The organism is Meiothermus sp., assembly GCF_025056915.1.
Taxonomy (GTDB): Bacteria; Deinococcota; Deinococci; order Deinococcales; family Thermaceae; genus Meiothermus.
Map to the genome: position 1 here is coordinate 41,217 of NZ_JANWVH010000003.1, position 26,046 is coordinate 67,262.

28 protein-coding genes and 2 tRNA genes are annotated in these 26,046 nt (G+C 63.6%); 13 read left to right on the forward strand and 17 right to left on the reverse strand.

Annotated features, from left to right (window positions below; genetic code table 11):
* Positions 1 to 30: 30 nt before the first annotated feature.
* Positions 31 to 981 (reverse strand): ribokinase, encoded by a 951-nt coding sequence (gene rbsK, locus NZN28_RS01080; RefSeq protein ID WP_295394801.1) that lies wholly within the window; start codon positions 979 to 981, stop codon positions 31 to 33.
* Positions 982 to 1,114: 133 nt separating this feature from the next.
* Positions 1,115 to 2,050 carry a nucleoside hydrolase gene (locus NZN28_RS01085; RefSeq protein ID WP_295394803.1) on the reverse strand — a complete coding sequence of 312 codons (936 nt, stop codon included), beginning with the start codon at positions 2,048 to 2,050 and terminating at the stop codon, positions 1,115 to 1,117.
* Between the two features lie 79 nt (positions 2,051 to 2,129).
* Here NZN28_RS01085 and NZN28_RS01090 point away from each other — a divergent pair, with 79 nt between their 5' ends.
* The 5 genes from NZN28_RS01090 to NZN28_RS01110 all read left to right on the forward strand — a co-directional run bounded on the left by NZN28_RS01090 (position 2,130) and on the right by NZN28_RS01110 (position 6,884).
* The gene (locus NZN28_RS01090; RefSeq protein WP_295394806.1) at positions 2,130 to 3,146 is read left to right on the forward strand and encodes a prolyl oligopeptidase family serine peptidase; all 1,017 of its coding nucleotides are present in this window, start codon (positions 2,130 to 2,132) and stop codon (positions 3,144 to 3,146) included.
* A 41-nt stretch (positions 3,147 to 3,187) separates the two neighbouring features.
* Positions 3,188 to 3,451, forward strand: coding sequence for a hypothetical protein (locus tag NZN28_RS01095; RefSeq protein WP_295394809.1), 264 nt, complete (start codon positions 3,188 to 3,190; stop codon positions 3,449 to 3,451).
* 173 nt (positions 3,452 to 3,624) lie between these two features.
* Positions 3,625 to 4,725, forward strand: coding sequence for an alanine racemase (gene alr, locus NZN28_RS01100; protein WP_295394812.1), 1,101 nt, complete (start codon positions 3,625 to 3,627; stop codon positions 4,723 to 4,725).
* A gap of 72 nt (positions 4,726 to 4,797) precedes the next feature.
* On the forward strand, positions 4,798 to 5,118 hold the full coding sequence (locus NZN28_RS01105; RefSeq protein ID WP_295394815.1) for a DUF3208 domain-containing protein: 321 nt from the start codon (positions 4,798 to 4,800) through the stop codon (positions 5,116 to 5,118).
* Between the two features lie 350 nt (positions 5,119 to 5,468).
* Positions 5,469 to 6,884, forward strand: a complete 1,416-nt coding sequence (locus tag NZN28_RS01110) for a DUF4832 domain-containing protein (protein WP_295394818.1) — start codon at positions 5,469 to 5,471, stop codon at positions 6,882 to 6,884.
* Positions 6,885 to 7,346: 462 nt separating this feature from the next.
* On the opposite strand, the gene NZN28_RS01115 is transcribed toward NZN28_RS01110, so the two are convergent.
* Both NZN28_RS01115 and NZN28_RS01120 read right to left on the reverse strand, forming a co-directional pair.
* Positions 7,347 to 7,883 (reverse strand): adenine phosphoribosyltransferase, encoded by a 537-nt coding sequence (locus tag NZN28_RS01115; RefSeq protein ID WP_295394822.1) that lies wholly within the window; start codon positions 7,881 to 7,883, stop codon positions 7,347 to 7,349.
* Positions 7,884 to 8,042: 159 nt separating this feature from the next.
* Complete coding sequence (locus NZN28_RS01120) at positions 8,043 to 8,579, reverse strand: phosphoribosyltransferase family protein (RefSeq protein ID WP_295394824.1); 537 nt, start codon at positions 8,577 to 8,579, stop codon at positions 8,043 to 8,045.
* An 82-nt stretch (positions 8,580 to 8,661) separates the two neighbouring features.
* Between NZN28_RS01120 and NZN28_RS01125 the strand changes: the two genes are divergently transcribed.
* Together NZN28_RS01125 and NZN28_RS01130 are read left to right on the forward strand one after the other, a co-directional pair.
* Positions 8,662 to 9,093: a bifunctional nuclease family protein gene (locus NZN28_RS01125; protein WP_295394827.1), complete on the forward strand. Its 432-nt coding sequence runs from the start codon at positions 8,662 to 8,664 to the stop codon at positions 9,091 to 9,093.
* Positions 9,094 to 9,107: 14 nt separating this feature from the next.
* A complete protein-coding gene (locus tag NZN28_RS01130) occupies positions 9,108 to 9,872 on the forward strand; it encodes a metallophosphoesterase (protein ID WP_295394828.1) in 765 nt (254 codons plus the stop codon).
* A gap of 173 nt (positions 9,873 to 10,045) precedes the next feature.
* On the opposite strand, the gene NZN28_RS01135 is transcribed toward NZN28_RS01130, so the two are convergent.
* A tRNA-Ile gene (locus NZN28_RS01135) sits at positions 10,046 to 10,122 on the reverse strand.
* A gap of 122 nt (positions 10,123 to 10,244) precedes the next feature.
* Here NZN28_RS01135 and NZN28_RS01140 point away from each other — a divergent pair.
* The 3 genes from NZN28_RS01140 (at position 10,245) to NZN28_RS01150 (ending at position 12,415) form a co-directional block, all read left to right on the forward strand.
* Positions 10,245 to 10,321, forward strand: a tRNA-Pro gene (locus tag NZN28_RS01140).
* Between the two features lie 210 nt (positions 10,322 to 10,531).
* Positions 10,532 to 10,978 carry an archease gene (locus NZN28_RS01145; protein WP_295394830.1) on the forward strand — a complete coding sequence of 149 codons (447 nt, stop codon included), beginning with the start codon at positions 10,532 to 10,534 and terminating at the stop codon, positions 10,976 to 10,978.
* A gap of 9 nt (positions 10,979 to 10,987) precedes the next feature.
* Complete coding sequence (locus NZN28_RS01150; RefSeq protein ID WP_295394833.1) at positions 10,988 to 12,415, forward strand: RtcB family protein; 1,428 nt, start codon at positions 10,988 to 10,990, stop codon at positions 12,413 to 12,415.
* Here the strand turns inward: NZN28_RS01150 and NZN28_RS01155 are convergent.
* From NZN28_RS01155 to NZN28_RS01175, 5 genes are all read right to left on the reverse strand, one after another.
* The gene (locus NZN28_RS01155; RefSeq protein WP_295394835.1) at positions 12,412 to 13,002 is read right to left on the reverse strand and encodes a DUF305 domain-containing protein; all 591 of its coding nucleotides are present in this window, start codon (positions 13,000 to 13,002) and stop codon (positions 12,412 to 12,414) included. The two genes, NZN28_RS01150 and NZN28_RS01155, sit on opposite strands and share 4 nt — an antisense overlap.
* Before the next feature lie 27 nt (positions 13,003 to 13,029).
* The gene (locus NZN28_RS01160) at positions 13,030 to 15,525 is read right to left on the reverse strand and encodes a heavy metal translocating P-type ATPase (RefSeq protein WP_295394838.1); all 2,496 of its coding nucleotides are present in this window, start codon (positions 15,523 to 15,525) and stop codon (positions 13,030 to 13,032) included.
* Positions 15,526 to 15,569: 44 nt separating this feature from the next.
* Positions 15,570 to 15,851, reverse strand: a complete 282-nt coding sequence (locus NZN28_RS01165; RefSeq protein ID WP_295394870.1) for a metal-sensitive transcriptional regulator — start codon at positions 15,849 to 15,851, stop codon at positions 15,570 to 15,572.
* A gap of 2 nt (positions 15,852 to 15,853) precedes the next feature.
* Positions 15,854 to 16,051 carry a heavy-metal-associated domain-containing protein gene (locus NZN28_RS01170; RefSeq protein WP_295394840.1) on the reverse strand — a complete coding sequence of 66 codons (198 nt, stop codon included), beginning with the start codon at positions 16,049 to 16,051 and terminating at the stop codon, positions 15,854 to 15,856.
* A gap of 524 nt (positions 16,052 to 16,575) precedes the next feature.
* Positions 16,576 to 17,181, reverse strand: coding sequence for a DUF3105 domain-containing protein (locus tag NZN28_RS01175; RefSeq protein WP_295394841.1), 606 nt, complete (start codon positions 17,179 to 17,181; stop codon positions 16,576 to 16,578).
* A gap of 480 nt (positions 17,182 to 17,661) precedes the next feature.
* On the opposite strand from NZN28_RS01175, the gene NZN28_RS01180 reads away from it, so the two are divergent.
* The gene (locus NZN28_RS01180) at positions 17,662 to 18,366 is read left to right on the forward strand and encodes a VIT1/CCC1 transporter family protein (RefSeq protein WP_295394843.1); all 705 of its coding nucleotides are present in this window, start codon (positions 17,662 to 17,664) and stop codon (positions 18,364 to 18,366) included.
* Positions 18,367 to 18,391: 25 nt separating this feature from the next.
* On the opposite strand, the gene NZN28_RS01185 is transcribed toward NZN28_RS01180, so the two are convergent.
* The 7 genes from NZN28_RS01185 to NZN28_RS01215 form a co-directional block, all read right to left on the reverse strand.
* Positions 18,392 to 18,877, reverse strand: a complete 486-nt coding sequence (locus NZN28_RS01185) for a DinB family protein (RefSeq protein ID WP_295394845.1) — start codon at positions 18,875 to 18,877, stop codon at positions 18,392 to 18,394.
* Positions 18,878 to 18,891: 14 nt separating this feature from the next.
* Complete coding sequence (locus NZN28_RS01190) at positions 18,892 to 19,506, reverse strand: DsbA family protein (protein WP_295394848.1); 615 nt, start codon at positions 19,504 to 19,506, stop codon at positions 18,892 to 18,894.
* A complete protein-coding gene (gene argC / locus NZN28_RS01195; RefSeq protein ID WP_295394850.1) occupies positions 19,506 to 20,471 on the reverse strand; it encodes an N-acetyl-gamma-glutamyl-phosphate reductase in 966 nt (321 codons plus the stop codon). The genes NZN28_RS01190 and argC overlap by 1 nt, the downstream gene beginning before the upstream one ends.
* A gap of 12 nt (positions 20,472 to 20,483) precedes the next feature.
* Positions 20,484 to 21,125, reverse strand: a complete 642-nt coding sequence (locus NZN28_RS01200) for a DUF2259 domain-containing protein (protein WP_295394853.1) — start codon at positions 21,123 to 21,125, stop codon at positions 20,484 to 20,486.
* A gap of 4 nt (positions 21,126 to 21,129) precedes the next feature.
* Complete coding sequence (gene argF, locus NZN28_RS01205) at positions 21,130 to 22,071, reverse strand: ornithine carbamoyltransferase (protein WP_295394855.1); 942 nt, start codon at positions 22,069 to 22,071, stop codon at positions 21,130 to 21,132.
* Positions 22,072 to 22,138: 67 nt separating this feature from the next.
* Complete coding sequence (gene deoD, locus NZN28_RS01210) at positions 22,139 to 22,837, reverse strand: purine-nucleoside phosphorylase (RefSeq protein WP_295394858.1); 699 nt, start codon at positions 22,835 to 22,837, stop codon at positions 22,139 to 22,141.
* A 448-nt stretch (positions 22,838 to 23,285) separates the two neighbouring features.
* Positions 23,286 to 23,792: a MogA/MoaB family molybdenum cofactor biosynthesis protein gene (locus NZN28_RS01215; protein WP_295394860.1), complete on the reverse strand. Its 507-nt coding sequence runs from the start codon at positions 23,790 to 23,792 to the stop codon at positions 23,286 to 23,288.
* A gap of 43 nt (positions 23,793 to 23,835) precedes the next feature.
* On the opposite strand from NZN28_RS01215, the gene NZN28_RS01220 reads away from it, so the two are divergent.
* A complete protein-coding gene (locus NZN28_RS01220; protein ID WP_295394862.1) occupies positions 23,836 to 24,414 on the forward strand; it encodes a GNAT family N-acetyltransferase in 579 nt (192 codons plus the stop codon).
* A 395-nt stretch (positions 24,415 to 24,809) separates the two neighbouring features.
* Positions 24,810 to 25,967: an amidohydrolase family protein gene (locus tag NZN28_RS01225; RefSeq protein WP_295394865.1), complete on the forward strand. Its 1,158-nt coding sequence runs from the start codon at positions 24,810 to 24,812 to the stop codon at positions 25,965 to 25,967.
* Positions 25,968 to 26,046 lie beyond the last annotated feature (79 nt).

Below are 26,046 nucleotides of genomic sequence, written 5' to 3' on the forward strand. Positions count from 1 at the left end.
TGGCCCTGGCGCGTATGCCCGAAAGCCCGCTCACGACTCGAGCCTTGCCTCCACGTCGTCCCGCCAGGGCAGCGAGGACTGAGCCCCGACCCGGGTGGCGGCCAGGGCCCCGGCCACGCAGCCGCGCCGCACGGCCTGGGGCAGGGCCTTCCCTTCGCAGATGGCGGTGGCCAGCGCCCCGATAAAAGCATCCCCAGCGCCGGTGGTGTCTACCGCTTCAACCTTGAGAACCGGCTGATGGCCCGAACCCTCGGGCCCTACCCATACGGCCCCTTGCTCGCCAAGCGTAATCACCACGGTCGGGGTTTTCTCCGCCAGTACCCGGGCGACCTCGAGGGCCATTTCGGGTGAGTCGGGCCGAACCCCGGTCAGGCCCAGGGCTTCGCTTTCGTTGATCACCAGGATATCCACGTGCTCGAGCAGCTTTTCCGGCAATTTCTGCGCGGGCGCGGCGTTCAGGATGACCCTGGCCCCGGCCTGGCGGCCCAACTCGGCGGCGCGGCGCACGGTATCGAGGGGAATCTCGAGTTGCAGCACCACCACCCGAGCGCCTTCAAACTCCGCGGGCGAAAGGTTTTCGGGCCGGAGGCGGTGGTTGGCCCCCGGTGAGACGATGATGGTGTTTTGCCCCTCGTCATTCACGGCAATAAAAGCCACGCCGGTGGGGGCTGCGATGGGAATGGTCGCGTTTACGTTGATGCCCTCGCGCTTGAGGGCATTGCGGAGCTGGTTGCCAAACTCATCCTGTCCCACCCGGCCAATCAGCCGCACCCCACCCGGCTGGGCAACGACTGCCGAAGCCCCTTTTGCCGGGGGCTGGCTGCGTCCCAGCATGCGCGCAGCAGCCACGGCCTGGTTGGCCCCCTTGCCGCCGTGATGGGTCTCGTAGTCGGAGCCCAGCAGGGTTTCGCCCGGAACCGGGTGCCGCCTGACCCTCACGACCAGATCCATGTTGATACTTCCGACCACGACAATGCTCATGGCTCATAGCTTACAAGGGCCCGAAGCCCAGGGCTAAAAGCTGAAAGCCCAGGTAAGTCGAGCAGGGCTGCATCTTGCGCGATAGGCGATTAGGGGTTGAAGGCCGGAGGGCGTTCTGGCTACAGGCCATCGGCTATGCATTTTGATAGCGACCGATGCGCTCCACGAGCAGGTCGTAAAAGCCCTCTGCGTCAATCTCCAGGCCCACCTCGCAGTTGGGTTGCTTGCCGGTCACGTGCCAGTAGTCGCAGACCGTGCGCCCGAAGGCCAGCCCCTCGTTGGCCTCGATTTCCACATTGAACAGGGCGGTCTTGAACAGGTCGGGCCGCAGCAGGTAGGCCACCGCACAGGCATCGTGGATGGGGGCGCCGTCCCACTTGTAGCGCTGGCGGTGGTGTTCGCGGAAAAACTCGAGCAACTCCGCCGTGAAAGCCCCAACCCGGGTGCCCAGGGCGCGGAAGCGCTCCACCCGGGCCGGGTGGGCCACGGTCTGATGGGTCAGGTTAAGGCCCATCATGACCAGCGGAACCCCGGCCTCAAAAACAATTTTGGCCGCGTGGGGGTCGCACAGAATGTTAAACTCGGCGCTCGGCGACCAGTTGCCGATGTCAATGGAGCCGCCCATCAGCACGATTTCCCTGATTTGCGGAACGATGCGGGGCTCCAAGCGCATGGCCAGGGCAATGTTGGTCAGGGCCCCCACCGGCACCAGGGTTACCTGGCCGGGGTGCTTGAGCACCTGCCGGATGATGAAATGGACGGCGTGTTCTGGCTCGGCCTGGCCGGTGGGGGTGGGGAGGTGGGGGCCTTCCAACCCCGAGACCCCGTGGACGGCCTCGGCGCTGATGCGGTTGCGCACCAGGGGGCGGTCGGCGCCGGCGTAAATGGGCACCGTTTTGCCCAGCAGTTCCCGCACCACCAGGGCATTGCGGGTGGTGCGCTCGAGGCTCACGTTGCCGTAGACGGTGGTGATGCCCAAGACCTCGAGTTCCTCGCTGGCCAGGGCCAGCATGATGGCGATGGCGTCGTCGTGTCCGGGGTCGCAGTCGAGGATGATTTTGCGCGGCACGACCCACAGCTTACCGCAAAAAACCGGTTGTGCAGCGTTGGGGGGGGGTAGCCGGTGGCCCAAAGTGTACAATCGCTTCATGCGCAGGTGGATTGGCCTGTGGGCGCTGGCCTGGGGCCTGGCCGGTTGCACCGAGCCTTCGCCGGTGGGCTTGGGCGGGTGGGAATCGGTGCAGACCCTTTATCGGGATGCATTTTTGCTAAGGGAGAAAGTCGCGTACCGCAGCGGGGGCCTGAAGGTTTTCGGGCAGGTGTGCCGCCCCAACCGCCAGGGACAGTTTCCCATCGTGCTCTGGAACCACGGGGGCTTTGAGGGTCTCCAGGTAGAGGATGAGAATCTTTGTCAGAACCTGGCTCTTTTGGGGTATGTGGTCTTGATGTCTTCCTATCGCGGCGAGGATGGTTCCGAGGGGGCCATTGAGGTCTGCCAGGGCGAGGTGGACGATGTATTGGAGATGCTGGCCATTGGGCGCACCATGCCCTACGCCAATCCCAGCCGGGTGGCGGTAGCAGGGGGTTCGCACGGGGGCTGCATTGCCCTGCGGGCGGTGCAGAAGGGTGCGCCAGCCCAGGTTTTAATTGATATTTTCGGGCCTACCGACTGGGCCACGGAGTACCGCCAACTGGAGCAACTGGCCGCCTCCAGCGACCCGCTCAAGAAGCAGCTGGCCCAGCAACTCGGCGACATCATTCGCAGCCGCCTTGGCGGCACGCCGGCCCAGGTGCCCGGGCGCTACCGGGAGCGCTCCCCCGTGGCTGATGCGGCCAGCCTGCGCAACTGGCCCGGTTCGGTTCTGGTGGTGCACGGGGCTTTGGACTGGGTGGTGCCGCCGGAACAGTCCTGTAATCTGGCCCAAGCGGTGGGGGGGTTCACCCACTTCCGAATTACCCGCACCGGTGCCACCTCGAGCACCGCGCCTGCCGGGTGCGCGGGGGCGGGGCTGAGCTGGAGCGGGGGTGAGGTGCCCAGGGGGCAGTGGGCGGGAAGGCGCTACCTGCTGGTCTACGACGAGTTCGGCCACGGCGACGGCGAGCAGGCCGGTCTGGCTGTGCTGGATGCGCTCAACTATCTGGGTAGCAAATTCCCGGCCAACTGATGGGCAAGGGCGGGCTGAGTGCAGTACGGTACAATTGCTTCATGCTCGAGGTCAAAGAGGCGGTCAAAATCGCCACCGAATACATCCAGACCCTGTTTAGCGAAAAGCAGATTCCCGAGCTGCGGCTCGAGGAGGTCGAACTCTCGCCCGACAACCAGTTCTGGGAGGTGACCCTCTCCTTTGTGGTGCGCGAACCCACCGCCTACCTGAGCTTAGGCGATGCGGCCCGCACCCGCGAGTACAAGATTTTCCGCATCAACGCCGAGACCGGACAGGTGCAGAGCATGAAGATTCGCAAGGTTTAGAGCGCTCTTCGCACATTTAGAGCCTTTCGACTATAAGAAAGCTTTGTCCTGGACAAAAGAGTGGCCGTCTGGATGGGCGGCCACGTCCGTGAAGGGCGCGATAGGCCCCCGGCTTTGCGGGCGTTTTGACCCACGGCTATCGGCTTTGGGCCATCAGCGATACACTGGCTTGCATGCGACCGGCCTGGCTGGAAGTTAATTTCGATTCCCTGGCCCACAACTTCCATCTCTTGCGCAGAAGCGCAGGAAACGTGGCATTGATTGGGGTGGTCAAGGCCAACGCCTACGGCCACGGGGCGGTTGAGGTGGGCAAGGAGCTGCTGCGCCTGGGGGCCTGGGGGCTGGCCGTGGCCACTACCGAGGAAGCCCGCGAGCTTCGGAAGGCCGGCATTGTGGCCCGCATTTTGTTGATGGGGAGCCTGCACCCCCAGCAAGCCAGGGAAGTGCTCGAGCTCGACCTGATTCCTTCGATTTCGACCCTCGAGAGCGCCCAGGCCCTCAACGCGCTGGGCAAAAACGTGGCGGTGCACCTCGAGTTCGATACCGGCATGGGCCGGGTGGGTTTCCAGCCCGAGGAAGCACCCCTGGTCAAGGAACGCTTCGCCTGCTTCGAAAACCTGCTCATTCAGGGCATCTACTCGCACTTTGCCGATGCCGAGGAGGATGAACCCTGGACCAGGGAACAAATCGGCCAGTTTCAGCGGGTGCAGCAGGTTTTTGGGCCAGGCTACTTTTACCACCTGTGCAACACCGCCGGAACCGTCAACTATGGTGAGTATGGCCTCAGTGCGGTGCGGCCCGGGATCGGCTTGTACGGCCTGCTGCCCAACCTGGGCCTGCGCCCCATTGCCCGCCTGCTGGCCAAACCCACCCAGGTCAAGGAACTTCCGCCGGGGCGCAGAATCGGCTACAGCGGCCTGTACACCACCCAGGGCCGCGAGTGGATTGCCACCCTGCCGGTGGGGTATGCCGATGGCATGCCCCGGCTGGTATTCAACCGGGCTACGGTTCGTTTTTACCCAGAGCGCGGAGCCCCCTGCATCTGTCCGGTGGTGGGGCGGGTCTCGATGGACCAGATTACGGTGAAGATTCCCGCGCCGGTGGGGCTCGATCAGGTGTTCGAAGTGGTCACCCCCGACTTTAGCCCCACCAGCAGCCTGTGGGGCTGGGCCGAGCTGACCGGCACCGTGAGCTACGAACCGGCGGTGCGGCTTTCGCCCCGGTTGCCCAGGGTCTATGTGCGCGATGGGGTTGAGGTCACGCGGGTAGAGTAGAGGTTTTTGAAGGGTTGAGCGAAACCACTTTTGCTTTTTGATACTGTGGGGAAAATCAGATATGTGGTTGCGATGAAAGCCATCAAGCTGTTTCAGGGGTATCTATGGCACCCCAAAGACCTGGCCTTCGACCCCCGCGAGGCCCTTCCCCGCCAGCTCGGGGCGGTGCATGTGCTCATAGACAAAGTGCGGGCCCCCATGACCTTCTTTGAGGATGGCACCCCCACCGAGACCCAGCAGTTCTACCAGGTGACGCTGCTGGTGCGAACCGAGCAGGAACCGGCCTCGCTGAAACCCCTGGCCGAGTCGGTGAGCCGGGAACTCGGGCCTTACCTCGAGGCCACCCCAAAGGAGGTAGGCTGGCAACTGCTGGAAGATTTGCGGCCCATCTGAGGTTGGGTAGTTGGTGAAGCCAGTGCTTTCGCTGTTCCGCTCATCCGTCGTGCTGCGGAAAACTGAAGTTGAAGGTCGCAAGCCCTGCCAGCCGATAGCGGACGGTTTACAGTCGGTAGCCCAACGAGCGCAAGCAAGCCTTGACGGTTAACTGTGGCTTGCCCACTCGAAAAGCCCTTTGTGAGCTTAAGAAGCATTGCAGATTCACCCAACCCTGATTGAGGCAGTAGTTTCAAGATTTCCTGTCCCGATGAACGAAATCTGGCCAAAAAGCTCAAAGTTGGCTTAAGGTCTCCTCATGCAACAAGGGGGGGCCGCCCTCTTAGACTATCGGGGCGGGTGTTTGAGCAATGAACAAAAACTTTAGCCGAGTTTTCCTGGCCCTGGGCTTTGCCGTACTCCTGACGGCTTGTAGCAGCCTCGAGGCCCCAGTCCCCACCCCGCCCACCCCAACCCCTACCCCAACACCCCCCCCTTCGCCCGCCCCCACCCCAACCCCGCCTGCAGGCAAGACCATTACCTATCAGTCCAGCAACGAAAACTTCCTCAATCCCGAGCGTGGCTTTTATGTCAGCATTCCCCTCACCGAGGAGACCAACCTGAGCTGGGTCAAGCCCCAACACCAGGTGACGGTGGTGCACTCGTATGTGCGGCTCGATGCCTACCGCACCTCACCGGTGCCCCAAACCTATATTGCGCAGGTGACGCGGGGTCTCGAGGCGGCCCGGCGGGCTGGGCTCAAGGTGGTGCTCCGCTTTGCCTACAACTTCGGCTTCGAGGCCGATGCGCCCCTGGACTGGGTGCTGCGCCATATCGAGCAGTTCCAGCCCGTGTTGCGCGACTACAAGGACGTCATCCTGGTGCTTCAGGCCGGCTTTATTGGGGCCTGGGGCGAGTGGCATGCGTCCACCAACGGCCTGACCTCGCTGGCCAACAAGCGAACCATTCTCAACGCACTGCTGGCCGCGACGCCCACCGACCGCATGGTGCAGTTGCGCTACCCCGGCGATCTGCTGGCCCTTTACCCTACACCGGTGGATAGCAGTACCGCCTACAGCGGGAGCAACCAGGCCCGCGTGGGCCACCACAACGACTGCTTTTTGTCGGGCCCCGACGACACCGGCACCTACAACCCCATCAGCCAGAAAAGCGCCATGCAAAGCTATCTGGATCGCATGACCGAGTTTACCGCGGTGGGTGGGGAAACCTGCCAGGTCAATCCCTCGCAGCACCGCACCGACTGCTCCACGGCCCTGGCCGAGATGCGTCGCTTCCGCTGGAGCTACCTCAACCTGACCTTCTACCGCCCCGCCATAGACCGCTGGCGGGCCGAGGGCTGCTTCGACGAGATTGCCCGACGCTTGGGCTACCGCTTCCGCCTGGTGCGGGCCGTGGTTCCCGAGCAGGTGAGCCGCAGTGGGCGCTTGCAGATGAGCCTCGAGATTGCCAACGAGGGCTTCGCCACCCCCTTCAACCCCCGCCCGGTGCAGCTGGTGTTGCGGGCCCGGGGTACCCAGACCGTCTATACGGTGGCGGTGGACAGCGATCCCCGCCGCTGGACGGCTGGGCAGACCACCACCGTCACAGTGGATGCGGCCCTGCCCGCCAACCTGCCTGCCGGGGACTACGACCTGCTGCTGCACCTGCCCGATGCTGTGAGCGGACTCTCGAGCCGCCCCGAGTATGCCATCCGGCTGGCCAACCAGAACACCTGGGAAGCCAGCACCGGCTACAACAACCTGCAAACCATCCTGAGAGTTGAATAGGGATATCGAGAATTCCGGAACCTTCCAGGCGCACATTGGCACGGGTGCCCTGGTCTGAAAGAAAAGCACCGTTTCCGGCTTTGCCTGTGACCCAAGCGAGCCTGCTGCCCTCAGGCAGCGCCGAGCGTGCCGTTCGGATTGCGGCAGCATGGGCTTGACCCTGGCTTTTGTGGTTGTGCATGGGGATGAGGTCTTCGGCCTTGTGGGCTGCCCGAAAGAGGTGGCCTGGCAGACCCGCCACCATCCCCGGCGGGCCGCAGCATGAGCTATCGCGACAGACGTGGCCGCCCACGAAAACGAGAAGGGACAAAGAGACACGCCTCACCGAGGTGAGGCACGCTTGTCTGCGTTGCGTCTGGCCCGAGACGCATGTTTTCGAGTTTCCAGGCGGCCACTGTTCGGTTCAGAACCAGGCTTTCTCGAACTCGAATGGCTCCTAATATGTGAAGAGCGCTCTAAATTTCAGGCTGTTTGCAGGATGGGAATCTCGGATAAAGCCGTGAGGGGGAGCTTGCTGGTGCCCTGGTGGAAGGCTGCCAGGCGGGCGACCACGTTGGCCCCCGCTTTTTTGGCCACTTTTTCCAGGGCCATCATGGTTCCCCCGGACGAGACCACATCAAAGATCAGGGCTACGTTGTGCCCCAGCAGCTTTTCAGCCATGCGGCTATCCAGCCAGAGGGTCTCGGTCACGCCCAGCGTCAGCGATTCCACCTCCTGGATGATGGGGTCTTGCATGTAGGGTCGGCGTTTGCGACGCACCACCACGTAAGGTTTGCCAGAGATGGCGCTCATGGCATGGGCCAGCACAATGGGGGAGGTCTCGAGGGTCAGCAGGGTATCGGTCTCGGGGGGCAGGTGCTTGACCAGGGCCTCCGCCGCAGCCTGCACCAGCTCCACATCGCCCATAATCTCGACCAGGGGGATATGCACGCCGGGCAGGGTCTCGACCACCGGTACGTGACGGGTTATTTTTCCAATCGTGATGGGATAGGTTTCCATAGGTTTGCGCTCCTTGTTACACCAAGGCCATAGCTTATTCGAACACCATGAGTATACGTGTGAATGGGCTTGTACAGGGGTTATCCGACCCTCTTGCGCTTCCGCCAGACCTCAGCTGGCCGGAAGGGAAGCCAGCCCTGGTATCTCGGTTCCAGCCAATCAGTCAGGTTTGAACAGGGGCAGGTGCCCCAGTGCAATCACATCGTCTCGAGGGGAACCCTCGGTGAATACCGCCATCACCGCCCCCACCACCCCGCCCACGTCGGTGATGAGGTCGGACAGGCCCTTCAGGGTGCTACCCGTCGAAACCACGTCGTCTACAATGGCGACCTTCTTGCCTTTGAGCAGCGGGACGTCGGTGCCGTCCAGTACCAAAAGCTGCGGCTTCCCGGTGGTGATGGAGATGACCGTGCGGGAAACAGGGTTAATCATGTAGGGTTTCTCGGTCTTGCGGGCGACCACGTAGGGCCTGCCGGTCAAGCGTGAGAGCGCATGGGCCAGCGGCACCGCCTTGACCTCGGGCGTGACCAGGGTGTCAATATCGGCGGGCATGCGCTGGGCCAGGGCGGCTGCGGCCTCTTCGACCACCTCGGTATCGCCCAGCATATTGAAGAGGGCCACCGAGACCTCCGGGCCCACCTGAACCACCGGCAGCTCCCGATGAACGCCGGCAATCTTCACGGGATATGTTCTCACGCCCCCTAGTTTATCGGGTTCGGGGCCCTGCGGACAGGGGAACTTTCAGGCCGACCTCAGCCAGGCCGCGTATACTCAGGGCATGGTGCCTGCTCGCATCGAAGGCATGGGGGTTGACCCCGGCAACGGCAACCTGATTGTAATGCTCAGGGCCGAAAACAACCTGTTTTTACCGGTGGTCATCGGGGCCTTGGAGACGCAGAACATCATGATTCACCTCTCCGGTGAAAAGCCCCCCCGACCTCTGGGGCCCGACCTTTTCTACAACACCCTGGAACTGCTCGGTGTGAAGGTGCTGCGCCTGGAAATTGTCGAGCTCAAAGAGGGCACCTTCTACGGGCGGCTGGTGCTGGAACAACGCGGTCTGGAGTACGAGATTGACTGCCGCCCCTCCGACGGCATGGCCCTGGCGATCCGGGCCAATGCCCCCATTCTGATTGCCGAGGATGTGCTCAAGGTGGCCGGCGTCAGCGAGGCGCAGATCAACCGGCAGGGCGGAACTCCCAAAGCCTAGCGCCCGGAGGCCAGATGCGCAAACTTCTTGGGTGGCTGGTTTTTGGCCTTTGCCTGAGCGCCGCTGCCCAGCGGGTAGCGGTCATTGGCGACTGGGGTGCGGAAAGCCCGCACCGGCCCCTGGTGGCTGCGGCCCTGCGCGAACAACATCAGCAGAGCGCGCTGGACGCTTTGCTTACGGTGGGCGATAACTTTTACCCGCGGGGGGAGCCCATCCTGAAATATCTCCAGGACTTACCCCCGGTTCGCATCTTCCCGGCTTTTGGCAACCACGACGCACCGGCCCTGCAGAAGCAGCTCGAGCTTTTCAAGGTCAAGCAACCTTACTACACCGTCCGGCTGGGGAGCGTTGAAGTGTTTGTGCTGTACTCAGAGGACTTCGGCCTGGCCCAGCGGCGCTGGCTCGAGGCTGCCCTGAAAGCCTCCGGGGCACCCTGGAAGATTGTTGCGCTGCACCGTCCCCTCTATTCCTCCGGGCCGCATGGGGGTGCCCGCAGCCTGCGACAGGCCCTCGAGCCCCTTTTCACCCGGTACCGCGTATCGCTGGTGCTATCCGGCCACGAGCATAGCTACGAGCGGCTCGAGGCCCGGGGCATCGTCCATATTGTCACGGGCGGTGGCGGTGCCTGGTTGCGCGGGTTTGTCAGCGTGCGACCAGAGAGCAAAGTACGGCTCAAAAGCCCCCACTTCCTCATCCTGGAAGCCAGCGCAGAACGGCTGAGGGTGGTGGCCTACAACGAAAAAAACACCGTGATTGACCAGGTGCAGCTCGGGCAATAGAACGACCGGGCGCAGGTCTCAACCCGGCGATTGCTTTAGGGGGTGTTCGGTTTGCGCCCCTGAAGAGACCGCCGAATTCTTCAATTGCAGGCGGTCAAATGGGCTTTATCCGCACGGGTGTCGTGTTTGGCTAAACAAACAGGGCGCTACTTCCACGAGTAGCGCCCTGGACTTGGTGGGCGATCCGGGACTCGAACCCGGGACCTCACGCTTATCAGGCGTGTGCTCTAACCAGCTGAGCTAACCGCCCCCGCAGCGAGTAATGAGTATAGCGGTGGCCTGGCGGGAGGTCAAGCCAACGTGTTGACGATTCGGCCCCGGGTCGCTAGACTTGACTGTGCGCCTGCGGCCCTGGCCCAGGTTCCACAGTTTCGAGGCGTAGCGCAGCCTGGTAGCGCACACCTTTGGGGTGGGTGTGGTCGGAGGTTCAAATCCTCTCGCCTCGACCAGAATCAGCGCCGTTCGGGAAAGACTCCAAACCGAGTCCAACCCGAACGGTTTTTTGACCAGTAGCGTAGCGCCTTCAATCCCACCTGCCCAGTACATCAAGATAGAAGGCCTGCCAGACCAGCTCCTCACGTGCCAAAGCAGTTCGGGGGAAGTTTCGCAGTAATGCCCCGGTAACAGCCCTACCCTACCCTGATCTAAAGGAGGGCCCTATGACCACGCAGCTTGGGCGTTGGGAGCACTTTGATCACCAGGCCGACGTGGGGGTGCGGGGTATCGGCCCGACGCTGGATGCTGCCTTTGAACAGGTCGCCCTGGCCCTCACTGCTGTGGTCACCGACCCCGCCCGGGTGCGGCCCATCCAGGCGGTGGAGATCGAGTGCGAGGCCAGCCGGGTCTCGCTCCTGCTGGTGAACTGGCTCAACCGGCTCGTTTACGAGATGGCCACCCGCCATATGCTTTTTGGCCGTTTTGAGGTACATGTGAGCCCACCCGACCTGGGGGGTACGCTGAGCCTGTACGCGCGGGCCTGGGGGGAGCCTGTGGACCCCGAGCGGCACCAGCCCGCGGTGGAGGTGAAGGGGGCCACCTACAGCGAACTCGAGGTCGCCAAGAACCCGGCGGGCCACTGGGTGGTGCAGTGTGTGGTGGACGTTTGAGGAGGGGGTATGGACACAACCCGTCTCATGCAAAAAAGCGAGTTTGAGTGGTGGCTCGAGGCCACCCCGCCCATGCGCGTACCGGGCATTTTATACGCCAGCGAAGCCCTGCTGCGGGAGATGGACGACAAGGTGCTGGAGCAGATGGCCAACGTGGCCAGCCTGCCGGGGATTGTGCAGGCTGTGTATGCCATGCCGGATGCCCACTGGGGGTACGGCTTTCCCATTGGGGGCGTGGCCGCCTTCCGGGAGGACGACGGCGTGGTCTCGGCAGGGGGGGTGGGGTTCGACATCTCCTGTGGGGTGCGGACCCTGCACACTGGCCTGACCGTAGAGGACCTTGCGCCGCTCAAGGCAGACCTGGCCCAGGGCCTCTTTCGCCATGTGCCGGCAGGGGTGGGCAGCGTGGGCAAGATTCATCTGGAGCCGGATGAACTCGATGCCATGCTGCAAGGCGGGGCCGAGTGGGCGGTGAAGCGGGGCTATGGAAGGCGCGAAGACCTCGAGCGCATCGAGGAGCATGGCCGCATGGAAGGGGCCCGGCCCGAGATGGTCTCCGAGCAGGCCAAGCGGCGGCAGGCCGACGAGATGGGCACCCTGGGCTCGGGCAACCACTACCTCGAGGTGCAACAGGTCACCGAGGTGTATGACCCAAGCGTGGCCGATGCCTTTGGGGTGGCGGTGGGCGATGTGCTGGTGAGCATCCACAGCGGTTCGAGGGGGCTGGGCCACCAGGTCGCCACCGACTACGGCAGGCGCATGATTGAGGCCGCCCACCGGTACGGCCTGGAGCTGGCCGACCTTGAGCTGGCCTGTGCCCCCATCCAGTCCGAGGAGGGCCAGGCCTACCTGGGGGCCATGCGGGCCGCCATCAACTGCGCTCTGGCCAACCGGCAGATTCTGACCCACCTGGCCCGCGAGGCCTTCGCCTACCTGCTGCCCAGGGCCGACTTGCGCCTGATTTACGATGTTTCGCACAACACCGCCAAGCTCGAGACCCACCTCGTGAACGGGCAGCCCCAGCGGCTCTACGTTCACCGCAAGGGCGCCACCCGCGCCCTGGGCCCCGGCCACCCCGACCTTCCCGATGCTTTCAGGGCGGTGGGCCAGCCGGTCTTGATTGGGGGCACCATGGGCACCGCCTCGTACATCCTGGTGGGCACCCCCGAGAGCGAGGCCCGCTCCTTCAGCTCCTCCTGCCACGGGGCCGGGCGGGCCATGAGCCGCCACCAGGCCCTCAAGCAGTGGCGGGGGCGCGAGCTGGTCAAGCAACTCGGCGAACGCGGGGTAATCGTGCGGAGCCCCTCCCCCAGGGGCGTGGCCGAGGAAGCCCCCGGCGCCTACAAGGACGTGACCGCCGTGGTGGACGCCGCTCACGCCGCCGGGCTCTCGCGCAAGGTAGCCCGGCTCGAGCCCCTCATCTGCATCAAGGGTTAAGGTTGTTCCTTCAACCACTGCCGGAACTGCTCAATTTCGCGGCTCTGTACCGATATAACGCCCTGGCAAAAGCGCTTGAGTTCGGCCCGTGCGGCTTGCTTTAAGCACGCTCTGGACATCTCCACCGCGTCTTGATGGTGGGGAATCATGCCCTCCAGAAAGGCCCGGTCTACCGGCATCTCATGGCCGGGCATGGTCTGCATGCCCATCAAGGAAGCCTCCATCATGGGCTTCATGTCGGCCCGCATCATCTGCAGGTAGCGCTGGCTGGGGGCTACGCCATACCAGGCTTTGAGCCAGCCGGTCAGTTGCGCTATTTCCCTGTTCTGCACGGCCACAATTGCCTGGGCCGCCTTGCGGATGCGGGCATCCCTGGAAACCTTCAGTATGGCCCCCGCCATCTCCACCGCCCCCTTGTGATGCTCGATCATCATGGACATGTAGGCGATGTCGAAGTTGCGCCCGGAAAGCTTTTGGAGCTCGTTCATGGACTGCATGGCCATGCTGCCGTGGCCACTGTGGTCGGTCTGGGCCAGGCCCCACCCGAGCAGCAGGGCCGCTAGAAAGCCGAAGATTCCTCTGTGCATGTTTCCTCCTCAAGCAGCGGTGAAGGCTTAGACCTGGGGGGCCAGGGTTCCTGTCCTCGCCTTGACTGAAGCATCGAGCAACGGCTTGAACGAGCGCAGCCGCAGGGCGTTGGACAGCACAAACAGCGAAGAAAGCCCCATGGCTGCCCCGGCCAGCATGGGCGAGAGCAACCAGCCCGTGAAGGGGTGCAAGACCCCCGCCGCCACCGGAATAAGAAGCACGTTGTAGGCGAAAGCCCAGAACAGGTTGAGCCGGATATTCCAGAGGGTTGCGCGGCTGAGCGCGATGGCGTTGGGCACCCCACGCAGGTCGCCCGACATCAGAATGACATCGGCAGCCTCTATGGCAATGTCGGTGCCGGTGCCGATGGCCAGCCCCACATCGGCCTGGGCCAGGGCCGGGGCGTCGTTGATGCCGTCGCCCACAAAGGCAACCCTGGCCCCGGAACGTTGCAGTTGTTGCACCGCCTGGGCCTTGCCTTCGGGCGGCACCTCGGCCAGCACCCGGTCTATGCCCAGCTGACGGGCGATGGCCTGGGCGGTACGGTGGTTGTCGCCGGTCATCATGGCTACCCGGAAGCCCAGCCGGTGCAGGGCCTGGATGGCCGCCGGGGTGCCTTCCTTGAGGGGGTCGGCCACCGCCAGGATGGCCGCCAGCTGGCCGTTGAGGGCGGCGTAGAGCGGGGTTTTGCCCTGCTCGGCGAGCTTTGCGGAGAGGGCGCTGAAGGGCGCGGTATCCACCCCCAGTTGGGCCATGTAACGTTCTGAGCCCACGTCCACCCGGTGCTGCGCGACCTGCCCGGTCGCGCCCAGGCCCGGCACGGCCCTGAAATAAAGCGGCTCCCGCAAGGCCAGCCCCCGGGCCTGGGCGGCCCGCACGATGGCCTTTGCGATGGGGTGCTCGGATTTTTGCTCGAGGGAGGCCAGCAGCCCGAGTACCTCTGCCTGGTCAAAGTCCAGGGCTTCAAAATCAGTCAGTTCGGGGCGGCCCTGGGTCAGGGTGCCGGTTTTGTCGAGGGCCACGATGCGGGCCTCCTGCAGGGTTTGCAGGGCTTCCCCGCTGCGGAACAAAACCCCCAGCTCGGCGGCCTTGCCGGTGCCCACCATCAGGCTGGTGGGGGTGGCCAGCCCCATCGCGCAGGGGCAGGCGATGATCAGCACCGCCACCGTGTTGACCAGGGCATAGGTCAGGGCTTTTTCGCCGCCCAAAACCAGCCACATCCCCGCCGTGAGGGCGGCCAGAACCAGCACCACGGGTACAAAGACTGCCACCACCCGGTCGGCCAGGGCCTGAATGGCGGGTTTGGAGGCCTGGGCGTTCTCGACCAGACGGATCATCTGGGCCAGCAGGGTGCCTTCGCCCACCGCCGTGGCCCGGAAGGTCAGGGTGCCGCTCTGGTTGAGCGTACCCCCCACCACCCGGCGGCCCTCGCTTTTGGCCACCGGCAGGGGTTCGCCGGTCAGCATGCTCTCGTCCACGTAGCTGTCCCCCGAGACCACCACCCCATCCACCGGAATTTTTTCGCCGGGGCGCACCATCACCAGGTCGCCCACCAGCACCTCGTCCACCGGCACTTCCAGCTCGGCCTGGCCTTCCCGGAACACCCGGGCGGTTCGCGGCCTTAAGCCCAGCAGCTTTTTCATGGCCTCGCTGGCGCGGCCCTTGGCGATGGCCTCGAGGTACTTGCCCAGCAAGACCAGCGTGATGACCACCGCCGAAGCCTCGAAGTAGACGTGCCGGGCCTCTAGCGGGAAGACCTGCGGCCAAAGCACCACCGCCAGGCTATAGAAATAGGCCGCCGAGGTGCCGATCATGACCAGGCTGTTCATGTCGGGCGAACCCGCCCGCAAGGCCGCCCAGCCGTGACGGTAAAAGCGCAGCCCCGGCCCGAACTGCACCGGGGTGGCCAGGGCCAGCATCACCCAGTTCCACACCGCCTCGGAGGCCAGCGAGTGCAGGAACATGTGGGCCGGCATCCACAACATCGGCAGCATGGCCAGCAAAAAGAGCGGCACCGAAAAGTAGTAAGCAAACGTGAAGGCCCGCCGGAGCGAAGCGATTTCCCGCTGCCGGGCTTCGCGTTCGACATCGCTGCGGTGCGCGGAGGTGTCCACCACCCCGTAGCCCGCCTCCCGCACGGCCCGCTTGAGCTGGGCAGGCCCCACCAGCGCGGGCAGGTACTCGATACTGGCCCGTTCGGTCGCGAGGTTAACGCTGGCTCTGAGCACCCCTTCGATTTTCTGCAAGGCCCGCTCAATCCGGCCCGCACAGGCCGCACAGGTGAGGCCGGTAATGCCGAGCTCGAGCTTCGCCACCAGGGGCCTGTACCCGGTCTCTTCAATTTTGGCAACGAGCGCAGCCGGGCTCACCTTTTCAGGGTCGTAGGCCACACGGGCCTGCTCGGTGGCGAGGTTGACCTGGGCCAGCTCCACCCCCTCCACCTTCTTCAGGCTCCGCTCCACGCGGGCCACGCAGGCCGCGCAGGTCATGCCCTGGACACCAACTTGAAGTTCTTTGCGCATAACGCCAATAGCCGATAGTCAATAGCCAGAAAGACCTGAGGCCGCTACCGATACTTCAGCACTTCCATCAGTTCCTCGACCATCTGCTTGGCATCGCCCCGCAGGGCGGCGCTGGCCACGTGGTGCTCGAGGTGGCTCTTGAGCACCATATCCCCCACCTTGTCCAGTGCACCCTGCACGGCCTTGATTTGTTTGAGCACGTCCACGCAGTAAGGCTCGCCCTCGAGCATCTTGAGGATGGCCTCGAGGTGTCCCTTGGCCGAGAGCAGGCGGTTGCGGGCCTCCTGCTGCACCTTGGGGTCGAGGTGCAGGGGGTGTGGGTGCATCATCAGGCCACCCGGGCCGTGTAGCCCTCTTCCCGCACGGCCTCGATTAGCTTTTCTACCGGCGCCGTCCCAACTACCCTGGCCCTTCCCTCTTGCAGCGAGACCTCTACCTGCTCTACCCCTGGCACGCTCTTAAGCGCCTCGGTAACGTGACGAACACAGTTATTACAGCTCATGCCTTCGATTTTGAGTTGAACCATGACAACCTCCCCAGACCCCAGTATACCCACCCCCCCTGGGGAGGGGTATGGACAGAAGTCACTTTCCACGAACGTCCTTGGCCGAACCTTGGGGGGCACCTTTGGACGCTCCTCAAGGCCCACTTATACCGACTTCAGGCGTCCAACTACAGGATGGGAGTGGGGGGTGGGTCTCCAACTCCTGCGCCCTAACCCCTGCTTCAACGCACCGCTTCATACAGTAGCAAGGTTAGTATTACCGTGTCGCATAAAAGCCCGTACAACCACACCCGCATGGTGGGGGAATCAGGTCAATCCTGGCCTGGACTCGCCTGGTTCCTCCCCCACCTCGTAGGGTTGCAGACCCGGCCCTTCATGCAACCAGCAGATGAGGGGTCTTGTCCGATACCCTCCCCAACCCTTTCTACGCGCTAGGGAGGGGCTCGAGGGCGACCACTCTTTGGAATCTGTGGGAGGGTATGGGTAACTTTACGACTGTGTACAAAGTCGGCGTTACCCGGCAAGCCACTTTGCCAGGCCGGATCTTACCGCACGGGGTTCTCCGGCCCCCGGCCCCGGTAGGCATCCACAAAAGCTGCCGCCAGCGCGGCGTTCCAGGTGTCCAGGCGCAGGAGCTTGTTCCAGGCGGTCAGTTCGATGGTCTGGCCCAGCCCTGGCTTGGGCACCACCACCAGGCCGTCCCACTGCCCGGTAAAGCGGCGCTGCCAGCTACGAATTTGGTTCAAGGCTTCCGCCGAAGGCGTATCGTAGTAGATGACCACATTGCCATGTTCCAGGGCGTGCACCAGCTTTTCTTTGGGCTCAGGCCGTTCGTAGAAGCCAGGGTTGGTCCAGTTGGGCCAGTGCACCCCGGAGGTAGGGGGGTCGGTGGCATACTGCACCGGGGTGCCCAGGTTGATGTGGCCCCGTCCGGCGTCGGCATGGCTGATGACCTGAGCCTCCAACTCCGGCTGGCCCTGGGCAATGAGGGCATCAAACTCACCAGCCGACCGCCCCTGCCACCAGAAAAACCCGCCCAGCAACACCGCCAAAACACCCCCTGCGCCCCAGACCCAGGGCATGGGCGAGGGCTTGGGTTGTGAGCGGTACCCGGAGGCCGATTTTTTCTTCTTTTTGGCCTGGTTCGCCATCGCTTCCCCCTGAACCTCTAGCTTAGGGGTACTTTAGAATCTCGAGTACCCCATCATCCCACATTCTCAGCGCAGGCAGCTCTGCTTCAGCCTGACCCTCAACGCTCCGGCGCTTCCTTTAGTTCTGCGCCGTACAGCTTGAAGATGGGCCTACGGGACTCACAAACGCACTCAGCAAAGCTTATCGCGCCCTTCACAGACGTGGTCGCCCACGAAAACGAGAAGGGACAAAGAGACGTGCCCACCGAGGTAAGGCACGCTTGTCTGCGTTGCGTCTGGGCCGAGACGCATGTGTTCGAGTTTCCAGGCGGCCACTGTTCTCTTGAGAACCAGGCTTTCTCGAACTCGAGTGGCTCACCATATGTGAAGAGCGCTTTGGACCACCTCCGGTATGCCAGGGGTGGTTTTTTGGTCTGGTTACCGCTCAAGGGGGTCTTTTTTCTACCCCGGGAGTGCTACCTTTGAGGCAGGAGGTGCTTTATGTATGCCCGAACCCATATCGAACAACACTTCACCGGCTCTGAGACCATCCGGGATGTGGTAATTGGAATGTCCGACGGACTTACGGTGCCGTTTGCCCTGGCTGCGGGGTTATCGGGCGCAGTGGACAACAGTTTTGTGGTCTTGATTGCCGGCATCGCCGAGGTAGCTGCGGGCTCCATTGCGATGGGGCTGGGCGGTTTTCTGGCAGCCCGCAGTGAGGCTGACCACTACAAAGCCGAGCTCGAGCGTGAATGGCGCGAAGTGAGGGAGCTGCCCGAACGGGAGACCGAAGAGGTGCGGGCAGTATTCAGAAGGTATGGGCTGGATGGCGAGCCCCTGGAACAAGCCACCCGGGCCGTCACGGCCCAACCCCAGGCCTGGGTGGATTTCATGATGAAAGAGGAACTGGGCCTGGAAAAACCCAACCCCAAACGGGCCCTGACCAGTGCCCTCACCATTGGCGGCTCGTACATCGTGGGGGGCGCCATTCCGCTGATACCGTATGCGCTTCGGCTGCCGATGACGAGCGCGCTCTTGTGGAGCGTGGCGGTGACCCTGGTGGCGCTGGCGGTGTTTGGGGCAATCAAAGCTCGCTTTACCGGCATCAGCATGTTCAAAGGCGCCTGGCAGACGGCCCTGGTGGGGGGTCTGGCCGCAGGGGTGGCGTTTGCGATTGCGCGGCTGGTGAGCGGGTTGGAGTAGGCGCGATGGGCGGCCTGGCTCGCTCCTACGGACGCCAGATGCCCATGACCCGCCGCAACCCAATCAGCTCGCCGGTATGGTAGGCGTTGTGGGCAGCCACGATGTGAATTTCACGCAGGAGGTGGTGCCGGTGCCTGCCGCTGTTGGGCAGGGGGGCCAGCAAATCCACTGCCGGATTCTGCACGAGGGCCACCAGTTCTTGCCGGTCTGCCAAAAACTGCTTTACGCTTGCATTCCAGCCCGCAAGGTCGGTGGTGGCCCTGGCAGCGGGCCAGTAGTCCTCGGGGAAGGTGGGCCAGCGGTACTGCTCGGAAGCGATATAGTCGAGGATGTCCTTTTGCGCCAGCCGCAGGTGCTCGACCAGATGCCAGAAGGTGTAGGGGCACCCCGGGGGCCGGGTGTTGATGTGCTCCTCTGGAAAGTCCGCCACCGCATCCTCGAAATCGGCGTGGGCTTGCCGGAGGGTGAGCAGGTTGACCAGTTGCTTTCTGAGCTCGAGGTCTGGGTTCATACGCATCTCCCGGGCTAAGGCCGGGGCCGCTTGATGGTCTCGACATGGGCCCCGTTGTGCAGCACGGCGGTGAAAAGCTCCCACAAAGGCACCGCCAGCTCGGGCTCGGTGGTGAGCTCGGTAAAGCGAAAATAGGCCGCGTCGCCCGAGGGCAGCACGAAGGTGGGCGTACCGAACACGGCCCGCTCCGCCGCCTCTTCCAGGTCGCGGGCCAGCTCGCTGCGGCGGGCCTCTTCGTCTTCCAGGTCGGCCAGGAAGCGCTCCAGGTCCAGACCGGCCCGACCGACGGCCTCCACCAGGGTCTGGTCGTCCCCCAGCATGCGCCGTTCCTGGTGGCGCAGGCGAAAGAGCTCGAGGGCAAAGCGCAGATGCGCGGCCTTTCCCTGCTGCCGGGCCGCGTGCGAGGCCAGAAAGGCCCGCAGCGACTTTGGCCCATCCAGGGGCTGCTCAACCAGCTTCCAGGCCGGGGCCTGGCGCGGCAGGCCCGCATTTGCTGGATGGTTGCCCTGCTCCAGGCTAAAGTGCCGCAGCTCCAAGTCGAGCCCCAGCTGGGGGGCCACCACCGCGGCCAGCTCGAGGCCCCGCCAGGCAAAGGGGCACAAGTAGTCGAGGTACACCAAGGTCTGCATCAGTCCCCAAAGTACTCGTAGGTCTGGGGGCCTTCCAGGCCCAGCATCAGGTCGAGGTTTTGCACCGCGGCCCCCGAAGCGCCCTTACCCAGGTTGTCGAAGCGGGCCACCAAAAGGGCCTGTTCGCGCGCGGGGTTCTCGAAGACGAAGAGCTCCATGCGGTTGGTGCCGTTGAGGGCCTGGGGGTCGAGCACCGGGTGGTGCGCTCCGTAGGTCTCCAGGGGCATCACCTGCACAAAGCGCTGGCCCCGGTAGCGCTCTGCCAGGGCTTCGTGCAGCTCCACGGCCCTCACCTTGTGGGGCAGGGCCCAAAGGTGTACGGGGATGAAGTCCAGCATGCCCTGACGGAAGCGGGCCACCGCCGGGGTGAAGAGGGGGGGGTGCTCGAGGCCCGAGTAAAGCGTCATTTCGGGCACGTGTTTGTGGGTCAGCTCGAGGCCATAAGCCCGGTAGTCGCCGGAGAGCCGGTGTTCACCCCGCCCCTCCATGGCCTCAATAAGCTGCCGCCCGCCGCCGGAGTAGCCCGAGATGGCGTGCACCGAGGCCGCGAAGCTTCGGGGCAGCAGCCCCGCCTCCACCAGGGGTCGCAGCAGGGCAATCACCCCCGTGGGGTAGCAACCGGGGTTGGAGACAAAGCGGGCCCGGCGAATCCGCTCCGGCTGCTCGGGGTCAAGCTCGGGGAAGCCATACACCCAGCCCTCGGCCACCCGGTGGGCCGAACTCGCATCCAGGATGCGGGTCTCGGGGTTCTCCAGCAGGCCCAGCGTGGCTTTGGCCAGCTCGTCGTGCAGGCACAGGATGGCCACGTCCACCGCGTTCAGGAGGCGCTTGCGCTCGGCCTCGTCCTTGCGCTTGGCGGGGTCAATGGAGAGGAGCTCCACATCGCTTCGGTGCTGCAAACGCGCCCGGATTTGCAGGCCGGTGGTGCCGGCCTCGCCGTCTATGAATACTTTGGGTTTATGCATATCCAAACCTTTTTAGCCCAACCGAGCCGAAACCACCATCCAGCGCAGGTTGGGCCCCTCGAAGCCGTCCAAAGTGACCCGGACAAACACGGCCAGGCTCGAGCCCAGCACGAAAACGCTGTGAATCTCGTAGTCGTAGGCGCAGGCCCTTGAAGCAGGCAGGCGGGTGTCGCGCTGCAGGGCTTTTCCGTCCAGCCTTAGCTCGAGCAGCCTCGAGGGCTGGGTAAGGCAGCTTGGCTCCCTGGGGGCCTCCGAGGTGGTCAGCTCCAGACGGCGGGGCCGGCCCAGCGCGGTGAATTCCACCCTCTGGACGGGCGCGTTCTTGCCCGCGACCGGCGCAAAACGCCCCTGGTTGCCCTGCACAATCCCGTACCGGGCCAGCGCAGCCCGGCTCTGGGCCAGAACCTTCCCGCGGGCCTCGGCGGAGGTTCCCCCGCCCTGCTCGACCACCTTGGCCGAGTGAAGGAGGGTGTTTCGCGCCACATCTACAACATATAGCTCGGCGTAGGGAAACCCCGAGCCGTCTTGAACCCCGTACTGCTCAAAGGCCAGGTACTTCCCATCGCGCGAGAAGCCCCAGAACTCGAGGGTGGCCGCATCCCCGGCGCGGGCCAGCCCCAAAAGGAACCACAAGAGGAGTGCGAGGCCCCGCATCGGCTTACCCCAGCAGATGATACAGAAGGGCCTTCTGGGCGTGCAGGCGGTTTTCGGCCTGGTCGAAGACCCGAGACTTGGGGTGCAAAGTGGCCTCCTCGACCACCTCCTCGCCGTAGTGGGCGGGCAGGCAGTGCAGGAAAATGCCGTCGGGGTCAATCAGCTCGAGCATGGCCGGGTTGACCTGAAAGCCGGTGAAATCCTTGATTTTGCGCTTCTGGCTGGCCTCGGCCTCCTGGCCCATGGAGACCCAAACATCGGTGTAGAGCACCTGGGCCCCTTCAGCCGCCGCGCGGGGGTCGTGGGTGAGGGTGATGTCGGCCCCCAGCTTGAGGGCTTCCATGTAGATGACCGCGTTGGGTTCGTAGCCCCGGGGGGTGGCGATGGTCAGCTTGACCCCCGAGAGCACCGCGCACTGGATGTGGGCGTTGGCCATGTTGTTGCCGTCGCCGATGTAGGCCACCTTGAGGCCCCGGGTATCGGGAAAGGTTTCCTCGATGGTCTGGTAGTCGGCCAGAAGCTGCACCGGGTGCAGCAGGTCGGAGAGGCCGTTGATGACCGGCTTGGAGGAGTAGCGGGCCAGTTCCTCGAGGGTGGAGTGCAGGTAGACCCGGGCCATGATGCCCTCCACCCAGCGCTCCAGGTTCAGGGCGATGTCCCGCACCGGCTCGCGGGTGCCCAGGCCAATCTCGGCATTGGTCAGGTTCACCGCATGGCCCCCCAGCTGGTTCATGGCCACCTCGAAGGTGGTGCGGGTGCGCAGGGAGGGCTTCTCGAAGATCATGGCCAGGGTCTGGCCCTCGAGGGGGCGCTGGCCCTTGAAGGCCCCCCGCTTCATGGCGTGGGCGGTGTCCAGCACGGCGCGGTACTCGGCGGGCGAAAGGTCGAGGTTGGAAAGGAAGTCGCGGCCCTTCAGACTTGCAATCGGTTTGTTCACTTCAACCACTGGTGGCCTCCCGCTGGTGGATGTGTATAAAAACACAACAACGGAGTTTGATTATACGTTGACCGATTCAAAGGGTCTCGAGGGCAATCTCGACCATCTGGTTAAAGGTTTCCTGCCGTTCATGGGGGGTGGTCTGCTCCCGTGTGATCAGGTGGTCGCTGATGGTCAGAACGGTCAGGGCCTGAACCCCAAACTTGGCGGCCAGGGTGTATAGCCCTGCCGCTTCCATCTCTACCGCCAGCACCCCAAACTGGGCCCAGATTCGGTAGGCATCCGGCTGGTCGTGGTAAAAGGTGTCGGTTGAGAGCACATTCCCCACCCGCACCGGCATGGCCCTGGCCTGGGCGTGCTCGTAGGCCCGGCGCATCAGCTCAAAGTCTGCGATGGGCGCAAAGTTCTGTCCCCCAAAGCGCAGGTTGTTGATGGAGGAATCGGTACAGGCGGCCTGCGCGATCACCACGTCGCGCAGCCGCAGATGCTCGGTGATGGCCCCTGCGGTGCCTACCCGAATCAGGGTTTTGCAGCCGTAAAACTGAATAAGCTCGTGGATGTAAATGCTGGCCGAGGGGATGCCCATCCCGGTGCCCTGCACACTCACCCGTTTGCCTTTGTAGGTTCCGGTGTAGCCAAACATATTGCGAACCTGGTTGTAGAGCACCGCATTTTCCAGAAAGTTCTCTGCAATGTACTTGGCCCGCAAGGGGTCTCCCGGGAGCAAGACGGCCTCGGCTATCGCGCCGGATGGGGCTGCAAGATGGGGTGTCATACCTGTACTTTATCGTGTAGAGCAAAACTAGTACACAAGATTCCAAAGAGTGGTCGCCCTCAACTCCCTCCCTACCGTGCAGTGAGGGTTGGGGAGGGTATCGGACAAGACCCCCATCTGCTGGCTGCGTGAAGGGCCAGGTCTGCAACCCTACGAGGTGGGGGAGGAACCAAGCGCGTCCGGGCCAGGATTGACCTGATTCGCTTATCGTGCGGGGTGGTTGTACAGGCTTTTATGCCACACAGTACCAGTACACCTGCCATGAAAACTTGAAAAGGGGACGGGTCGGTTCGCAATTCAGGCCATCCTCGCTTGAACACTGCACATTTAGCCGGAGCGGTCAGGTGAGGAGCCTGGGCCTGGGCGTTGGGAACAGGTGCCGGAAACCCACTACCTGCAGGGAGAAGGCAAAGGGCAGTCAACCCTCCTTGCACGGCCCGTAAAAGCTTCAGTCGAACGAAAGGGCCTGGGCCAGATGGGCTACCGGACGACCCGTGATGCGCTGGACGGCCTCGGGAATCAGGGGCAGGATGACCTCGAGGGAATCCTTGCATCCCTGGGGGCCCCCCGGCAGGTTGATGATGAGGGTTTTGCCCCGCACCCCAGCCACCCCCCTGGACAGCGCAGCCAGGGGGTTCTTTTTGTACGCTTCCATGCGGATGAGTTCTGCAATTCCAGGGGCTTCCTTCTCCAGCATGTCGCGGGTAGCCTCGGGCACGTGGTCGCGGGGGCTCAAGCGAATGCTGCCGTTGGTCAGAATCAGATCCAGCCCGTCACGGTCGGTCCACAGGCGCAACAAGCGCTTAATCTGCGCGGGCTCGTCGGGGATGATCTCATAATTGGTGATCTCGTAGGGGCCAAAGGCCAGCGTTTCACGCAGCACCGCGTAGGTGCGGTCTTCTACCTCGCCACGGGCCTCGCGGTCGGAAACGGTGAGGATGCCGACTCGAATCATTTGACAACCAGTGTAGACCAAAAAAATGATAGTTTTGGGTTATATGTGGCACGAGAGCATTCCCCTGGAGGGCCGTTTTATCCGACTTGAGCCCCTGGGCCTGGAGCATGCTCCTGCCCTGCTCGAGCACTACGACGCCGAGATGGTGCAGTACCTGAGCAATGCGCCCCAGGAAGCCACCCTCGAGGCCATGCAGAGCTACATCCGGTCGCTCCTTGCGGCCAAAGACCGGGTCAACTGGGCCATCTTCGACCGGGCCAGCGGCCAGATGGCGGGGCGCACCGGCTATGTGCGGGTCAACCCCGATTACCGCTCGCTGGAGACCACCACCTGGATTTTCACCCCCTTTCAGGGAGGCTATACCAACCTTGAAAGCAAGTACCTGCTTCTTGCCCGCGCCTTCGAGCAGCTTAGGGCCATCCGGGTACAGTTCCGGGCCGATGCCCGCAACAGCCGCTCCTGCAAGGCCATCGAAAAGCTGGGGGCCACCTTCGAGGGCATTCTGCGCAAAGACCAGATTTACCCCAACGGCACCATCCGCAACACCGCAGTTTACTCCATCATTGACGACGAGTGGCCCCTGATCAAGAAGGGGCTCGAGGCCCGGCTGTACAAGATTTAGCCAGGGGCCGGAAGACGTGTACCGCAGTCAGGCCCACATCAGACCCTTCACAGACCTGGCCGCCCTTCCAGGCGGCGAATTTCTGTTCAGGGCAAAGCTTTCTCGAACTCGAATGGCTCAAACGTATGTGAAGGGGGCTCGAGCCCATCCTTCCGAGGCCCGCACAGCCCCTCACCCGGCCATACCCCTCCGCCAGCGCTCCTGACCCCGGAGACCTCTAACGCCCCCCTCGCCTACCAAGGGAGGCGGGAGGGCGGAAAACGACAAAAGCCTGCTGCCGTATTCCCGGCGGTCATGGCTCGCTGTTGAAGTGCTAGCATATATGCAGTGCTCCGGCCCACAGAGTGAGCCCTTTTCTGGTTTTGCGGCTGTCGGGTGTTTTTTGGGGGGGACTTGTGCATCTGAGTAGCCTTTCCATTTACGATCACCACGCCTACCCGCTCTATACGGAAGAGCGCTGGCGACAGGAACCGCTCGAGCGCTATTTCACCCTGAACCCCGATGCCCTGGTGCTCCCCTTCGTGCAGGACAGCCTGTTTTTTCGCCGCAGCCTGCGAGACCTGGCCGAGTTTTTTGGTTGTGAGCCCAGCCTGGAGGCCCTGGAGGAGGCCCGACGCCAGCACAACTACGTTGAACTGGCCCGCTGGCTTTTCGCCGAAGCCAACATCTCGCACCTGCTCATCGAAGAGAACCAGAGCGCCGCACATTTGTGGACCGTGAGCAGCCATGCCGAGCAGCTACCGCTGGTGGTTCGCCGGGTTCTGCTGCTCGAGGCCGAACTGGAGCAGATGCTCGATCACCACGAGAGCGCGAGCCGACTCCTGCACGCTTTTGAAGCCCACCTGCGCGAGCTGGCCCCCCGGGTGGCTGCCTTCAAGAGCGCGGTGGCCTACCGCAGCGGTCTGGACATTGGGAAGCACAATTTGGTGGAGCTCGAGCGGGCCTACAGCGAACTCCGTCGCAGCTCGCCCTCCCGCCAAACGCCGCGCATCACCAGCAAACCCCTGCTGGATTCCATGCTGTGGGTGGCCTTGAAGGTGGCCCTCGAGACCGGCAAGGTGGTGCAGTTTCATACCGGCTATGGCGAATCGAGCCCGGATATTCGTCTGGCCAATCCCCTGGGTCTGCGCGCGGTGCTGGAGGCTCCCGAGCTGCGCGGGTTGAAAATCGTCCTGCTACACAGCTACCCCTATGTGCGGGAGGCTGGCTTACTGGCCAGCCACTACCCGGGGGTGTATCTGGATCTGGGGCTCACCATCCCTGCCGGGAGCGTACATGCCATGCGTACTGCCCTGCACGAGGCAACCCACCTGGCCCCTCTTAGCAAGGTACTCTTCTCCACCAGCGCCCGGCACAGCCCCGAAATGTTCTGGATTGCAGCCCGCTGGGGGCGGCGCATCGTGGCGCAGGTGATGGAGCAGGCCGTCTATAATGGCGACCTCACCAACGACGAGTCCGAGTGGGCCGCCCAGCGAATCCTCTCCCACAACGCTGGCGAACTCTACGGAGCGCTGGCCAACCCACCCACCGAGCCGGTGGTGTCGCTGCCCTAGTCCGATGCCAGAGTTGTTTGGGATGTTGGAGCGCTCTTCACATCTTATGAGCCACTCGAGTTCGAGAAAGCCTGGTTCT

Bases quoted from the DNA above. Each gene is read 5' to 3' on its own strand.
- NZN28_RS01095 (WP_295394809.1), top strand. From the start codon at position 3,188: ATGCTCGAGGTCAAAGAGGCGGTCAAAATCGCCACCGAATACATCCAG.
- NZN28_RS01090 (WP_295394806.1), top strand. From the start codon at position 2,130: ATGCGCAGGTGGATTGGCCTGTGGGCGCTGGCCTGGGGCCTGGCCGGT.
- NZN28_RS01185 (WP_295394845.1), bottom strand. From the start codon at position 18,877: ATGAACCCAGACCTCGAGCTCAGAAAGCAACTGGTCAACCTGCTCACC.
- deoD (WP_295394858.1), bottom strand. From the start codon at position 22,837: ATGACACCCCATCTTGCAGCCCCATCCGGCGCGATAGCCGAGGCCGTC.
- NZN28_RS01190 (WP_295394848.1), bottom strand. From the start codon at position 19,506: ATGCAGACCTTGGTGTACCTCGACTACTTGTGCCCCTTTGCCTGGCGG.
- NZN28_RS01175 (WP_295394841.1), bottom strand. From the start codon at position 17,181: ATGGCGAACCAGGCCAAAAAGAAGAAAAAATCGGCCTCCGGGTACCGC.
- argC (WP_295394850.1), bottom strand. From the start codon at position 20,471: ATGCATAAACCCAAAGTATTCATAGACGGCGAGGCCGGCACCACCGGC.
- NZN28_RS01110 (WP_295394818.1), top strand. From the start codon at position 5,469: ATGAACAAAAACTTTAGCCGAGTTTTCCTGGCCCTGGGCTTTGCCGTA.
- NZN28_RS01105 (WP_295394815.1), top strand. From the start codon at position 4,798: ATGAAAGCCATCAAGCTGTTTCAGGGGTATCTATGGCACCCCAAAGAC.
- NZN28_RS01115 (WP_295394822.1), bottom strand. From the start codon at position 7,883: ATGGAAACCTATCCCATCACGATTGGAAAAATAACCCGTCACGTACCG.
- NZN28_RS01130 (WP_295394828.1), top strand. From the start codon at position 9,108: ATGCGCAAACTTCTTGGGTGGCTGGTTTTTGGCCTTTGCCTGAGCGCC.
- NZN28_RS01160 (WP_295394838.1), bottom strand. From the start codon at position 15,525: ATGCGCAAAGAACTTCAAGTTGGTGTCCAGGGCATGACCTGCGCGGCC.
- NZN28_RS01220 (WP_295394862.1), top strand. From the start codon at position 23,836: ATGTGGCACGAGAGCATTCCCCTGGAGGGCCGTTTTATCCGACTTGAG.
- NZN28_RS01180 (WP_295394843.1), top strand. From the start codon at position 17,662: ATGTATGCCCGAACCCATATCGAACAACACTTCACCGGCTCTGAGACC.
- NZN28_RS01150 (WP_295394833.1), top strand. From the start codon at position 10,988: ATGGACACAACCCGTCTCATGCAAAAAAGCGAGTTTGAGTGGTGGCTC.
- NZN28_RS01145 (WP_295394830.1), top strand. From the start codon at position 10,532: ATGACCACGCAGCTTGGGCGTTGGGAGCACTTTGATCACCAGGCCGAC.
- rbsK (WP_295394801.1), bottom strand. From the start codon at position 981: ATGAGCATTGTCGTGGTCGGAAGTATCAACATGGATCTGGTCGTGAGG.
- alr (WP_295394812.1), top strand. From the start codon at position 3,625: ATGCGACCGGCCTGGCTGGAAGTTAATTTCGATTCCCTGGCCCACAAC.
- NZN28_RS01215 (WP_295394860.1), bottom strand. From the start codon at position 23,792: ATGATTCGAGTCGGCATCCTCACCGTTTCCGACCGCGAGGCCCGTGGC.
- NZN28_RS01200 (WP_295394853.1), bottom strand. From the start codon at position 21,125: ATGCGGGGCCTCGCACTCCTCTTGTGGTTCCTTTTGGGGCTGGCCCGC.
- NZN28_RS01165 (WP_295394870.1), bottom strand. From the start codon at position 15,851: ATGCACCCACACCCCCTGCACCTCGACCCCAAGGTGCAGCAGGAGGCC.
- NZN28_RS01155 (WP_295394835.1), bottom strand. From the start codon at position 13,002: ATGCACAGAGGAATCTTCGGCTTTCTAGCGGCCCTGCTGCTCGGGTGG.
- NZN28_RS01170 (WP_295394840.1), bottom strand. From the start codon at position 16,051: ATGGTTCAACTCAAAATCGAAGGCATGAGCTGTAATAACTGTGTTCGT.
- NZN28_RS01125 (WP_295394827.1), top strand. From the start codon at position 8,662: ATGGTGCCTGCTCGCATCGAAGGCATGGGGGTTGACCCCGGCAACGGC.